General features: G+C 71.5%; 10 protein-coding genes and 1 pseudogene. 8 read left to right on the top strand and 3 right to left on the bottom strand.

What is annotated here, in order from left to right; genetic code table 11:
• Positions 1–81: 81 nt before the first annotated feature.
• Entirely contained in the window at positions 82–696 is a 615-nt protein-coding gene (locus tag OG439_RS17120; protein ID WP_326950354.1) for a LysE family transporter, read from the bottom strand.
• Between the two features lie 263 nt (positions 697–959).
• Between OG439_RS17120 and OG439_RS17115 the strand changes: the two genes are divergently transcribed.
• Positions 960–1,754, top strand: a complete 795-nt coding sequence (locus OG439_RS17115; RefSeq protein ID WP_326950353.1) for an SDR family NAD(P)-dependent oxidoreductase — start codon at positions 960–962, stop codon at positions 1,752–1,754.
• Positions 1,755–1,992: 238 nt separating this feature from the next.
• Here the strand turns inward: OG439_RS17115 and OG439_RS17110 are convergent, their stop codons facing one another.
• Positions 1,993–3,471 (bottom strand): cellulose binding domain-containing protein, encoded by a 1,479-nt coding sequence (locus OG439_RS17110; protein WP_326950352.1) that lies wholly within the window; start codon positions 3,469–3,471, stop codon positions 1,993–1,995.
• 121 nt (positions 3,472–3,592) lie between these two features.
• Entirely contained in the window at positions 3,593–5,638 is a 2,046-nt protein-coding gene (locus OG439_RS17105; RefSeq protein ID WP_326950351.1) for a phosphocholine-specific phospholipase C, read from the bottom strand.
• A gap of 236 nt (positions 5,639–5,874) precedes the next feature.
• On the opposite strand from OG439_RS17105, the gene OG439_RS17100 reads away from it, so the two are divergent.
• The 7 genes and pseudogenes from OG439_RS17100 to OG439_RS17070 all read left to right on the top strand — a co-directional run bounded on the left by OG439_RS17100 (position 5,875) and on the right by OG439_RS17070 (position 13,089).
• On the top strand, positions 5,875–6,120 hold the full coding sequence (locus tag OG439_RS17100) for a hypothetical protein (protein WP_326950350.1): 246 nt from the start codon (positions 5,875–5,877) through the stop codon (positions 6,118–6,120).
• 189 nt (positions 6,121–6,309) lie between these two features.
• Positions 6,310–7,158 (top strand): annotated as a pseudogene (locus OG439_RS17095) (glycoside hydrolase family 16 protein); the annotation flags it as partial.
• Between the two features lie 603 nt (positions 7,159–7,761).
• Positions 7,762–8,271 (top strand): D-alanyl-D-alanine carboxypeptidase family protein, encoded by a 510-nt coding sequence (locus OG439_RS17090; RefSeq protein ID WP_326950349.1) that lies wholly within the window; start codon positions 7,762–7,764, stop codon positions 8,269–8,271.
• Positions 8,268–9,239, top strand: coding sequence for an endonuclease/exonuclease/phosphatase family protein (locus OG439_RS17085; RefSeq protein WP_326950348.1), 972 nt, complete (start codon positions 8,268–8,270; stop codon positions 9,237–9,239). The genes OG439_RS17090 and OG439_RS17085 overlap by 4 nt, the downstream gene beginning before the upstream one ends.
• A 442-nt stretch (positions 9,240–9,681) precedes the next feature.
• Positions 9,682–10,713 carry a LacI family DNA-binding transcriptional regulator gene (locus tag OG439_RS17080; protein ID WP_326950347.1) on the top strand — a complete coding sequence of 344 codons (1,032 nt, stop codon included), beginning with the start codon at positions 9,682–9,684 and terminating at the stop codon, positions 10,711–10,713.
• 67 nt (positions 10,714–10,780) lie between these two features.
• Positions 10,781–12,412 carry a ribulokinase gene (gene araB / locus OG439_RS17075; protein WP_326950346.1) on the top strand — a complete coding sequence of 544 codons (1,632 nt, stop codon included), beginning with the start codon at positions 10,781–10,783 and terminating at the stop codon, positions 12,410–12,412.
• Positions 12,412–13,089: an L-ribulose-5-phosphate 4-epimerase gene (locus OG439_RS17070; RefSeq protein WP_326950345.1), complete on the top strand. Its 678-nt coding sequence runs from the start codon at positions 12,412–12,414 to the stop codon at positions 13,087–13,089. Before araB ends, OG439_RS17070 begins: the two co-directional genes overlap by 1 nt.
• The last annotated feature ends 8 nt before the right edge of the window (positions 13,090–13,097 follow it).

Raw genomic sequence — 13,097 nt, 5'->3', positions numbered from 1 at the left:
CTAGCCGGACGGCGGCAGCCGAACTTCTTCCGCCGTGCCGCCGAGAATCGGGCAAACCGTTACAGGACAACGCTTTTCGGGTCACGACCGGACAAGCCGGACGGCGAGTGCGGTGATCACCGCACTCGACGCGAGCGCCGTCACGAGCCGGCCGCGCGGCCCGGTCAGAACCCGCCCGAGCAACGCCCCGCCCCCGGCGAGGAGCGCTTGCCAGCTCGCCGACGCGGCGAACGCGGCCAGCACGAACACCGCCTGGTCGAGGGCGGTGACGGCGGTGCCGGCCCGGTCGCCGACGACCAGCGCGGTGAAGTAGACGACCGTGGTCGGGTTGACCAGGGTGATCCCGAGCAGGCTGACGTACGCGCGCCCGGCGCCGAGCCGGGTCACCGCCCGGTCCGCCGCCGGCCCGCGTCGCAGGGCGTGCACCGCGCCGCGGATGGCGAGCACGATCAGGATCGCCGCCGAGGCCAGCTTGAGCGGTTGCGCGATCGGCGTGATCACCCCGGCGATCGCGGCGCCGCCGAGGACCGCGACCAGCGCGTACACGCCGTCGGCGGTCGCGACACCGAGCGCGGCGGCGAGGCCGGTGGTGAGCGACGTCCGGGCGGTGAGCGCGACGAGGTAGGTCGCCACGGCACCGACCGGGATGGCGATGCCGTAGCCGGCCAGCAGCCCGGCGACCAGCGCGCCGGTCACGACGCGAAGGTGTCGGACCTCCGCGGACGGCACGGCTGCTGCTGGACCGGCGCGGCGATCGCGGCGACGGTCGGCAGGAGCGGCATGCGGTGCGTGGTCATGGCGCAGATGGTGGCGCCGATCCGCCGACGACGGCAACCGCTTTTCGCGGCCGTCGTCCGTTCCGGCCGTTCCGTGGGCCGGTTCGGCTTCAGCCGGTGGGCCCGCTGGGGCTGTGCTTCAATCGGCCGGAAGCACGGTGGCGCGAGAAAGGGCTTTCACGCATGCGGGTCGACCTCAGTGGGAAGACGGCACTGATCACCGGGTCCACCCAGGGCATCGGGTCGGCGATCGCGAAGGGGCTGGCCGCCGCGGGGGCGCGGGTCGCGATCAACGGCCGCGGCTCCGACGGCGTCCAGGCCGCCATCACGCGGCTGAAGCAGGAGCTGCCCGACGCCGACCTGGTCGCCGCCCACGGAGACGTCTCGGAGGAGGCCGGCGCGGCCCAGGTCGTCGAGGCCGTGCCCGACGCCGACATCCTCGTCAACAACCTCGGCATCTTCGGCGCCCAGGAGCCCCTGGAGATCACCGACGCCGACTGGCGGCGCTACTTCGAGGTCAACGTCCTCGCCGCGGTCCGGCTCACGCGCGCCTACCTGCCCGGGATGACCGAGCGCGGCTGGGGCCGGATCCAGTACATCGCCAGCGACTCCGCGATCGTGATCCCGGCCGAGATGATCCACTATGGAGTGTCGAAGACGGCGCTGCTCGGCGTCTCCCGCGGGTTCGCCAAGCACGCGGCCGGCACCGGCGTCACCGTCAACGCGGTCATCGCGGGCCCGACGCACACCGGCGGCGTCGAGGACTTCGTCTACGAGCTGGTCGGCAAGGACCTGCCGTGGGACGAGGCCCAGCGCGAGTTCATGAAGAAGCACCGGCCGCAGTCGTTGCTGCAGCGGCTGATCGAGCCCGAGGAGATCGCGAACCTGGTGGTGTACCTGAGTTCGACGTTCGCGTCGGCGACCACCGGCGCGGCGGTCCGCGTCGACGGCGGGTACGTGGACTCGATCGTGCCGTGAGTGCGGCGCCGGGGTACCCCGCGCGGGGGTCGCCCGGTCGAGCGCGCCGCCTGTCGGGATCCGGCCGCGTGGTTCATGATCATCAGTATGGAGCAGACCAGGACACCAGTGGCCGTACGGCGGATGCTCTTCGGAGCGGTGATGGTCGCGGCCCTGGTGGCCGCCGCCTGGGTGGCGCTCTGGCTGGCGATGCACCTCTGACCGCCGCCGGGCGGTACCCGGCGGCGGCCCGAGGCCGCTACGGGGTGACGGTGATGTTCGTCAGGCCGGACGTCGCGTTCGTGACCGTGTTCGACGCGTACACCACGTTCGGGTTGGCCGCGCACTTCGAGACCGAGCTGATCTTGATCGCGTAGGCGCCGACCCCGCCGAGGTCGGACTTGTTATTGCGCCAGACGTTGCCGCAGCCGTTGTCGAACGACGGTGACGTGCTGGTGTTGTGGTTCTCGTAGCCGTTGGCGAACACGCCCGGCGGGGCGAACGTGCCCGTGTTGTTCTCGATCGTGTAGCCGATGCCCTTGACGTCGATCCAGGAGTCCGCCGAGTTCTCGCCGGAGATGCCGCGGCCGTCGAAGGTGTTGCCGCGGATCAGCCCGCCCGTGGTGCCTTCCTTGACGTCGATCGGCTCGGCCGCGATGAACGGGCCGATGCGGTTGTCCAGCACCTGGATCCGGTCGCCGCGGTCGACGCCGCCGGAGTTGCCGTGGCAGGCCCAGTTCGAGTTGGCCGAGCCGAGGTAGACGCCTTCGCCGTAGCCCGGCTGCACCAGGCCCGTGTAGGTGATGGTCGAGTTCTTCAGCACGCTGTCGGCCGACGAACGCCGGAAGTGCACCGCCTCCTCGTCGACGTGGTTGACGTTCACGCCGTCGATCGTGGTGTGCGGCGAGTTGTCGACGACGATGCCCTTTTTCGCCTCCTGCACGGTGAAGCCGGTCAGGTTCCAGTACGGCGCGCCCGACAGCCACAGGCCGTAACCGGAGTCCCAGCCCGCGGTCGGTACCGGGCAGTCCGGCGCGTCCCCGCTCGGGCCGTCGTTGATCAGGATGGCGCCGGTCGGGCCGGACAGCGTGATCGGCTTCGCCGCCGTGCCCGCCTTCGTCGTCACGAACGAGCCGCGGTACGTGCCGGCCGCGAGCTTGATCGCCTGCCCCGGCACCGCGGTGGCCAGCGCGGCCTGCAGCTGGGCGGCCGTCGAGACGTTCACGGTGTCACCGCTCGGCGGGGGAGTGGTCGTCGTGGTCGGCGGTGGCGTGGTGGTGGTCGTCGTCGGGGTCGTCGGCGTGGTTGTGACCGGGCCGCCGCCGGCGCACGACGCGCCGTTGATCGTGCACGCGGCGGGCACGCCGGCGCCGGCGACGTTGAAGCCGAAGCTCGCGGTGGCGCCGGGCTTGACCGTGCCGTTGAACCCGGCGTTGGTGAACTTGTAGTGCTGCCCGCTCTGGGTCTTCACCGAGCTCCACGAGCTGCTCACCGACGACCCGGCGGGCAGGTCGAACTCGACGGTCCAGCCGGTGGAGGCCGCGTCACCGCGGTTGGCGATCGTGTACTCACCGCCGTAACCGCCGGTCCAGACCGAGGTCTGCGCGAACGTGGCGGACAGGTTCGCCGCCGCGGCCTGCGCGGGGCCGCCGCCGGTGAGGGCGACGGCGGCGACAGTGGCGGCAACGGTTGCGGCGCCGAGGAAAGCGGCACGGCGGAGCGGACTTCGTCGGGACACCCGTGACCTCCGGGAGAGGGGTTACAGCGGAGGTGTTGCGGCGTACACCCGGACTGTCCCTTTATAGGTCACGGATGTGACATGCGTCAACAAACTGAACGCCCATCACGGATGTGAACGACTACCCCGTGATGCTCGGCGCGCCCGTCTCGATGTGCCCGCTGAACCGGCGCAGGAACTTCGGGTCGGCGTCGAGCGTGGCCGACAGGTCGTACCAGCCGGACCCGTACGTGACGGCGTTCCAGTCGTCGGTCACCGTCTGGCCCGCGGCCAGCGCGTACGTCCAGGGCCCGTCGGTGCGGTAGTGGTTCGCGGTCACCGTGACCTTGACGGCCGTCGTGCCGCCGTTGCGCAGGGTCAGCCGCAGCTTGTGCTCGGCGGTGTAGCCCGCGGTGACGTCGACCCCGGCGCCCGCGCTGTTCGCGTCCCCGGCGAAGACCCAGCGGAACCGGTTCGGCCCGTGCACCGCGACGCCGTACTTGCCGCCGCCGTAGGCCTGGATCCGCCACGTGTCGCTGACCTGCTTGCCGGCGGCGACGTCGTAGCCCCACGGGCCGTCGGTCTGGCCGTCGTTGCGGTACGCGGTGAGCTGGACGGCCGCCGTGCCCTGGTTGGCGAACGTCGTGGTCAGGATCTGGTGGTCGGCGCTCAGTGACGTCGTCACGAGCGGCTGGTAGGGGAGCGCGCGGGCCGGGCGGGTGCCCGCTTCCTGCACCGGCGCCTGCTGCTTCCCGGTCGCCGGCGGCGCGGGTTTCGGCAGCTTGCGCTGGGTGTCGTCGGCCTGCTTGCGCAGCGCCGCGGTGTCGGGCAGCAGCGGGATCCGGACGTCGGTGGTGCCGAAGTCGAAGCAGCCCGTCAGGTCGCCGCACAGCGCCCGGCGCCACGCGCTGATGTTCGGCTCGGCGACGCCGGTCCAGCGTTCGAGGAAGCGGATCACGGACGTGTGGTCGGCGACCTCCGAGCTGACCCAGCCGCCGCGGCTCCACGGCGAGATCACCGTCATCGGCACCCGCGCGCCGAGGCCGATCGGCTGGCCGCCGATGTACTCGCCCGCGGTGCCGGGCGGCGCGATCGGCGGGGCGACGTGGTCGAAGAAGCCGTCGTTCTCGTCGTAGTTGATCAGGACCACAGTGGACTCCCACAGCTTCGGGTTGGCCCACAAGGCGTTCAGCACGGTCTGGGTGTACGCGGCGCCGTCGACCGGCCGTGCCTCGGGGTGTTCGCAGTAGCCGTAGGGCGCGACGATCCACGAGACGCGGGGGAGTGAGCCGCTCGCGCAGTCGGCGGTGAACTCCGACAGGACGTGGCTGACGTCCTTGCCCTTCCCGGAATCCGGGCCCCAGGTCTTGAACACACTGCCCCGTTTGGACAGTTCGCTCGCGTAGTCCTGGTGGTAGGCCTTGAACAGCCAGAGCGGGTTGTCGCCGTAGTCGCCGACGAACGAGCCGCCCGCGTCGCCGACCTCCTTGCTGGCGTACACCTTCCACGAAACCCCGTGCTGCTGCAGGCGTTCCGGGTAGGTCGTCCAGCTGAACACCGGCTTGTAGTCGGCCGGGTTGTAGTTCGCCGGGCCGCCGCCGTGGGCGTCGGCGTCGATCGTGCCGGTGAACAGGTAGAGCCGGTTGGGCGTGGTCGGGCCCTGCACCGAGCAGTGGTAGTGGTCGCAGACGGTGAACGCGTCGGCCAGCGCCCGGTGGAACGGGATGTCCCCCTGGCCGAAGTACCCCATGGTCATCTCGCCCTTGGCGGGGACCCACGCGTTGTTCGCGCCGCCCGCGACGGCCTGGTGCTGATCGGCCCAGCCGTGGCCGAGGTCGCCGAGGTCCTGACCGTCCACCTTGGACGTGTCGACGCGGAAGGGCAGCAGGTACTTGCCGTCGGTGCGGCCGGAGTCGGGCTGGTGGAAGACGTCCTGGCCGTTCGGTTGCACGATCGCCGAGCGGTCGCCGAAGCCGCGGACGCCCTTCATGGTGCCGTAGTAGTGGTCGAACGAGCGGTTCTCCTGCATCAGGACCACGACGTGCTCGACGTCGGACAGGCTGCCGCTCGCGCGCGGTTCGGCGAGCGCCTCGGCCATGCCCGGCGGCAGGGCGCCGAGGGCGCCGGCGGCGGCGACACCGCCGAGGAAGCTGCGGCGGGTGAGTCCGGAGCGGTGCGGGTCGGCCATCACGGGAGCCTCCAGGGGGACCTCGGCGGGGCAGCGACAGTCAGCCTAAGTGATCGAAGCTGTTCGCAACTACCTACGTTCGGACGTAATCGAGCATCGACTGTTCATGTTCTGTTCGGTTCGCGGTCCCGTCCCGTGACACTTTCCGGTGACCCGGAGGTGAAGCGGTTCGCCGCGGGGAATCTCTCCCAGCACAAACCCCTGGCGTACCAGGGGAATTCCGGGAGGAGAGCACCATGAGGAATCGTATCGCCGCCATCGCGGCCGCGGCCGCGCTCACCGTTTCCGCGGCTGTCGGCCTGGCCGCACCGGCATCGGCGGACCCCGTGCCGGGCAACCCGAACCAGTTCTACGCCTACTGCGCGGTCGACCTGCTCGGCGTGCCGCTCAACTGCGCGTCGACCGACGCCGAGCACGCGTCGCACATCTGCCAGTACGTGGCCACCGCGGCCGGTCTCGGTCTGGACTGTATCCAGCGCTGAGTCGCTCCGAGCGGCGCCGATTGCCCGAAAGTACCCGATGGTCCGGACCATCGGGTACTCGTCGGAAAATGTCCGACCGGTTAGCCTTGTTCTTCGCCAGGTACCCGTGGATACTTTGTTGCCATCCACAACAAATAGGGTGCCGGTGAGCCGCCAGCCGTCGCCCGCGGACCGAGAGGGGCGACAACGATGTCGACCGAGAACTCCGCCCGATGGCGGCGGACTGCCCGCCTGCTGGTGGCGCCCGCGGCGCTGCTCGTGGCCGGCGCACTGGTGGCCGCACCGCAGAGCCAGGCCGCTTCGGCCGTCCCCGCCAACCTGCTCGCCAGCTTCAGCGACGACTTCGACGGCCCGGCCGGTGCCGGCGTCGACGGGTCGAAGTGGGGCCACGAGACCGGGGACAACGTCAACAACCACGAACGGCAGTGGTACACCGACGGCACCGCCAACGCGGCGCTCGACGGCGAAGGCCACCTCGTGATCACCGCGAAGAAGGAAAGCAGCGGCAACAACTGCTGGTACGGGCCCTGCGAGTACACCTCGGCGCGGCTCAACAGCTCCGGCAAGTTCGCCGCGTCCTCCGGGCACATCGAAGCCCGGATGAAGCTGCCGCGCGGGCAGGGCATGTGGCCCGCGTTCTGGATGCTCGGCACCGACATCGGCAGCGCCGGCTGGCCCAACTGCGGTGAGATCGACATCATGGAGAACGTCGGGTTCGAGCCGAACACCGTGCACGGCACGATCCACGGCCCCGGCTACTCCGGTTCGGCCGGGATCGGCGCGCCCTACAGCGGGCCGAACTTCTCCGACGACTTCCACACCTACGCGATCGACTGGTCCACGGACAAGATCGTCTGGTCCGTCGACGGGAACGCCTACCAGACCCGCACGCCCGCCGACGTCGGCGGCAACCAGTGGGCGTTCAACCACGAGTTCTTCCTCATCCTCAACCTGGCGGTCGGCGGCTACTGGCCCGGCGACCCCGACGGCAGCACCCAGTTCCCGCAGCAGCTCGTCGTGGACTACGTCCACGTGAGCTGATCGCGCGGTGCGGGGCGGGCCCTCTGCCGTGCGCGCGGCAGAGGGCCTTCCGCGCCACTTTTGGTACAGAACCGGGACACTTCTGGTTCAGACCTGTCGAACAACCCCGACGGGACGGCGATCTTCTCCGGACAGAGTGATCGGTGTGCGCTCGAGTGGCGCACCCCGGCACCCGGAGGAGATCCATGGCCCGCTTTCGCATCCCGCCCGTCGCGGGCGGCCTCGCCGCCGCGGCGGCGGTGGCGCTCGCCGCGACCTGCTGGGTGGTCTTCCCGCCGTCGGTGGCGGGGCAGGCGAATCCGGCTCGCCCGGCCGTCACCCTGCCGCTGCCGTGGCCCGCGGAAGGCCAGGCGAGTGCCGAAGTCCAGGGCCTGGGCACGCTCGGCAGCCGCGGGGAGCGGACGCCGGTGCCGATCGCCAGCGTCACGAAGGTGATGACCGCCTACGTCGTGCTCAAGGACCACCCGCTCGCCCCGGGTGACGCGGGCCCGCGGATCACCGTCGACCAGCAGGCCGAGACCGAGTCGACGTCGGCCGAGGAGTCGTCCGCGCCGGTCCGCGCGGGCCGCACGATCAGCGAGCGCGACCCTGCTGGCCCTGATGCTCATCCCGTCCGGCAACAACGTCGCCCGCCTGCTGGCCCGGTGGGACGCCGGGAGCCAGGACGCGTTCGTCGCGAAGATGAACCGCGAAGCCGCGGCGCTCGGCATGACCAGTACCACCTACACCGGCGCCAGCGGCGTCGAAGACTCCACGACGAGCACCGCCGAGGACCAGCTGCTGCTCGCCCGCGAGGTGATGAAGGACGACACCGTCCGCTCGATCGTCGCGACGCCGAGTCTCCGGGTCGATGGCGTGCCGGGCGCGGTCGTCAACACGAACACGCTGCTCGGCCGCTCCGGCGTGATCGGGCTGAAGACAGGCTCGTCGACGGCGGCCGGCGGGGCGCTGATGTGGGCGGCCCGGGCGTCGAGCGGCGCGCTGATCCTCGGGGTGGTGCTGCACCAGAGCCCCGGCGGGACGCCGTCGGCCGGGCTGCAGGCCGCGCTGGCCACCAGCGAGACGCTCATCGCCGCGATCCAGCGGGAGCTCCCGGCGGCGACCCGATGACCGCGGTGACCGAACTGATCACCGTGCCGCCCGCGCCGGAGCGGCGTCCCGGACCCTGGCGACGCGGCCGCGTCATCGCGGTGTTCGCCGTGCTGACGGCGGTGCTGCTGCTCGCGCACCCGCTGGTGCCGAACTGGGCGGGCAACGCCGGTTCGCTGCTGGAGACCGTCCTGCCGTGGGTCGGGTTGCTCGTGGTCCCGCTGCTCGTGGCGGCGCTGATCCGGCGGTCGGTGCTGGCGTTGGTGGCGCTGCTGCTGCCCGCGCTCGTCTGGGGCGCGTCGTTCGGCGGCCGCGTCTTCGACAAGCGGGAGAGCGGCGGGAACTTCACGATCGTCTCGCACAACGTCAACGACGAGAACCCGGACCCGGCGGGCACCGCGCGCGCCCTGGCGGCGTCCGGCGCGCAGGTGATCGCGCTGGAGGAGCTGAAGCGGTCCGAGGTGCCGAAGTACGAGGACGCGCTCGCGGCGGCGTACCCGCACCACTCGGTGCAGGGGACGGTCGGGATCTGGAGCACGTACCCGATCCACGAGACGGAGCCGGTGGCGATCATCCCGTGGACCCGAGCCTTGCGGACCACTGTGGACAGTCCACAAGGGCCGGTCGCGGTGTACGTCGCGCACCTGCCGTCGGTGCGGGTGCGGCTCGACTCGGGCTTCACGGCGAACGGCCGTGACACCGCACTGGGCCTGCTTTCCGACGCTGTCGCTTCCGACCCCGCCCCGCGCAAGGTCCTGGTCGGCGACTTCAACGGCACGACCGACGACCGCGCCCTCACCCCGATCACGAGCCGGATGCAGGCGGCCCAGGACGAAGCCGGCGACGGCTTCGGCTTCAGCTGGCCGGCTTCGCTGCCGCTGGCCCGGATCGACCAGATCTTCGTGACCGGCGTCCGCCCGGTGGCGGCCTGGACCCTCCCCGCCACCGGCTCCGACCACCTCCCGGTCGCCGCCACCCTGACCCTGTAACCGTCGTGAGTGGGAAACAGTGTTCTAACACTGTTTCCCACTCACGACCGCCGGCCGCGCGAGGCGACCTTCGGTGGGTTGCTCACGAAACCGCGTGATCAGAGCCGGAACTCGCGTGATCGGGCCCGTAACCCGCGTGATTGGAGCCGTGACTCGCGAGTTCCGGCTTCAGTCACGCGAGTTCCGGCCTTGATCACGTGAGATGCGGGTCTGAACACGGTGGTGACGGGTTTGAACACGGCGGTCGTGGCCGGTGGTGGTCAGTCTTTCACCGAAACCGCTGGTCGAACGCGTCGAAATCGCCGGTGGACCGGCAGGGCACGTGACGAGACCGTTACGCGGGACGGGCTTGACCGGGCGAGTGTTATCGCTAACACTGACTCCTCGCCGTCACCTGAACGAGTGACGGGGACCACGCCGATGTGGACGAAAGGGGCAGTCGGTGGCCGAACGATCCCGCCCTGGCGGTCCCCTCAACGGGACCCGGCAGCCGAGCCTGACCGACGTCGCCGGCCGGGCCGGGGTCTCGCACATGACCGTGTCGCGTGTCATCAACGGGACCGGCCCGGTGCGGCCCGCGACCCGCGCCCGGGTGCTCGCCGCGATCGAGGAACTGGGCTACCGCCCGAACTCCGCGGCCCGCGCGCTGGTCACCGGGCGCACCGGCACCCTCGGCGTCCTCGCGCTCGAGTCCAATCTGTACGGTCCGGCCAGCACGCTCTACGGCATCGAGAACGCCGCCCGCGAAGCCGGGTTCGCCATCACGATCTCCAGCGTCAGCCGCCCCGGCCGGTCGTCGATCGCGGACGCCGTCGAGAACCTGCGTGGCCAGGCGGTCGAAGGCATCATCGTCATCGCGCCGCACGTCACCGCCGGGCGGGCCCTGGAGGCCGCGCCCGAGGACATCCCGGTCGTCGCCGTCGGCGGCGGGGACGACGCGCCGGTCCCGGTGATCGCCGTCGACCAGCGCGACGGCGCCCGCCGCGCCACCGAACACCTCCTCGCCCTGGGCCACCGCACGGTCTGGCACATCGCCGGGCCAGAGGACTGGCTGGAGGCCCGCGACCGCGAGGCCGGCTGGCGCGAGACCCTCGAACGCCACGGCGCCCCGGTGCCCAAGGTCGTCCGCGGCGACTGGAGCTCGCGCTCCGGCTACGACGCGGGACGGGTGCTGGCCGGGGAAAAGGACCTGGACGCCGTCTTCGCCGGCAACGACCAGATGGCCCTCGGCCTGCTGCGCGCGTTCGCCGAAGCCGGGATCTCGGTGCCGCGCGACGTCCGCGTCGCGGGCTTCGACGACGTGCCCGAAGCGGCGTACTTCACTCCGCCGCTGACCACGGTCCGGCAGGACTTCATCGAACTCGGCCGGCGCACGTTCGGCCTGCTCGTCGCGCGGATGAGCGGCGGCGAACGGCACGACCGCGCGCTGGTCGCGCCCGAGCTGATCGTGCGCGAGAGCACCGGACCGCGATAGCGGGCCCCGGCCGATCCCTGAGCGTCCCCTGCGACTGTTAGCGCTAACAGAAGGAAGTGAACCGGCAGTGTCAGCAGAACCCCTCGTCGTCGGCATCGACTACGGCACGCTCTCCGGGCGCGCGGTCGTCGTGCGCGTGCGGGACGGTGCCGAGCTGGGCAGCGCCGTGACGGAGTACCGCCACGGCGTCGTCGACCGCGAGCTCCCGGCGACCGGGCGGGCGCTGCCGCCGGAGTGGGCGCTGCAGGTGCCCGCGGACTACGTCGACGTCCTGCGCACCGCCGTCCCCGCCGCCCTGGCCGCGGCCGGCGCGGACCCCGCCGACGTCGTCGGCGTCGCCACCGACTTCACCGCCTGCACGATGGTTCCGGCCACAGTGGACGGAACGCCGCTGTGCGAGCTGCCGGAGTTCACGGCCGAGCCGCACGCGTACGTGAAGCTGTGGCGCCACCACGCCGCCCAGCCGCAGGCCGACCGGATCAACGAGCTGGCCCGGGCGCGCGGCGAGAAGTGGCTGCCGCGCTACGGCGGGCTGATCTCGTCGGAGTGGGAGTTCGCCAAGGGCCTCGAGGTGTTCGAAGAGGCCCCGGACGTCTACGCGGCGATGCGCCACTGGGTCGAGGCGGCCGACTGGATCGTCTGGCAGCTGACCGGCACCTACGTCCGCAACGCCTGCACGGCCGGGTACAAGGGCATCCTGCAGGACGGCCAGTACCCCAGCCGCGACTTCCTCCGCGAACTCGCGCCGGGCTTCGAGTCGTTCGTGGCCGGCAAGCTCGACCACCCGCTCGGGCAGCTGGGTTCACGCGCCGGGTCCCTCACCGCCGAAGCCGCAGCCTGGACCGGCCTGCCCGAGGGGATCGCGGTCGCCGTCGGCAACGTCGACGCGCACGTCACCGCGCCCGCCGCGCGGGCCGTCGAGCCCGGGCAGCTGGTCGCGATCATGGGCACCTCGACGTGCCACGTCGTCAACGGCGCCGACCTGCGCGAGGTCCCCGGCATGTGCGGGGTCGTCGACGGCGGGATCGTGCCCGGGCTGTGGGGGTACGAAGCCGGCCAGAGCGGCGTCGGCGACATCTTCGGCTGGTTCACCGAGCACTTCGCCCGCGACAGCCACGACGAGCTCACCCGGCTCGCCGCCCGGCAAGAGGTCGGCGAACACGGCCTGCTCGCGCTGGACTGGCACAGCGGCAACCGCTCGGTGCTGGTCGACCACGACCTCTCCGGCGTCATCGTCGGGCAGACCCTGGCCACCCGCGCCGAGGACGTCTACCGCGCGCTGCTGGAGGCCACCGCGTTCGGCACCCGCAAGATCGTCGAGACGTTCACCGAGGCCGGCATCCCGATCACCGAGCTGATCGTGGCGGGCGGGCTGACGAAGAACGCCCTGCTGATGCAGATCTACGCCGACGTCACCAACCTCCCGCTCTCGGTCGTCGGCTCGGCGCAGGCACCCGCGCTCGGCTCCGCGATCCACGCCGCCGTCGCGGCCGGGGCGTACCCGGACATCCGCGCGGCGGCCGAGGCGATGGGCTCGGCCCGCTCCGCCGTGTACGAGCCGGTGCCCGCGCACGTCTCCGCCTACGACGAGCTGTACGCCGAGTACACGACCCTGCACGACTACTTCGGCCGCGGCGCCAACGACGTCATGCACCGCCTGGCGGCCCGTCGGCGAGCTGTCGCGAAAGGACGGTCCTGATGTCCCTGACCGGCGAAGTCCTCGACACCGTCGCGGAACTGCGGGCGACCGTGGCGAGCCTGCACGGCGAGCTGACCCGCAACGCGCTGGTCATCTGGACCGCGGGCAACGTCTCGGCGCGGGTGCCCGGCCGGGACCTGATGGTCATCAAGCCCTCCGGGGTGTCCTACGACGACCTGTCGGCCGACACCATGGTCGTCACCGACCTGCACGGCGAGCTGGTGCACGGTGACCTGGCGCCGTCGTCCGACACCGCCGCGCACGCCTACGTCTACCGCGAGATGCCGGAGATCGGCGGTGTCGTCCACACGCACTCGACCTACGCGACGGCGTGGGCCGCGCGCGGCGAGCCGATCCCGTGCGTGCTCACGATGATCGCCGACGAGTTCGGCGGTGACGTCCCGGTCGGGCCGTTCGCGCTGATCGGCGACGACTCGATCGGCCGCGGCATCGTCGAGACGCTGCGCACGAGCCGGTCGAAGGCCGTGCTGATGCGCAGCCACGGCCCGTTCACCGTCGGCCGCACCGCCCGCGACGCCGTCAAGGCGGCCGTGATGGTCGAGGACGTCGCCCGCACCGTGCACAAGGCCTTCGAGCTGGGTACACCCGAACCCCTGCCGCCCGAGGACGTCGACCGGCTCTACGCCCGGTACCAGAACGTCTACGGCCAGCAATGATCTCGATG

Source organism: Amycolatopsis sp. NBC_01307 (genome assembly GCF_035975215.1).
Taxonomy (GTDB): Bacteria; Actinomycetota; Actinomycetes; order Mycobacteriales; family Pseudonocardiaceae; genus Amycolatopsis.
The sequence above is the reverse complement of the archived record's forward strand: the minus strand, read 5'-3'. Positions and strand labels throughout refer to the sequence as shown.

Excerpts from the sequence above, each read along its gene's own strand:
- OG439_RS17105 (WP_326950351.1), bottom strand. The coding sequence starts at position 5,638 with ATGGCCGACCCGCACCGCTCCGGACTCACCCGCCGCAGCTTCCTCGGC.
- OG439_RS17070 (WP_326950345.1), top strand. The coding sequence starts at position 12,412 with ATGTCCCTGACCGGCGAAGTCCTCGACACCGTCGCGGAACTGCGGGCG.
- OG439_RS17115 (WP_326950353.1), top strand. The coding sequence starts at position 960 with ATGCGGGTCGACCTCAGTGGGAAGACGGCACTGATCACCGGGTCCACC.
- OG439_RS17100 (WP_326950350.1), top strand. The coding sequence starts at position 5,875 with ATGAGGAATCGTATCGCCGCCATCGCGGCCGCGGCCGCGCTCACCGTT.
- OG439_RS17085 (WP_326950348.1), top strand. The coding sequence starts at position 8,268 with ATGACCGCGGTGACCGAACTGATCACCGTGCCGCCCGCGCCGGAGCGG.
- OG439_RS17090 (WP_326950349.1), top strand. The coding sequence starts at position 7,762 with ATGCTCATCCCGTCCGGCAACAACGTCGCCCGCCTGCTGGCCCGGTGG.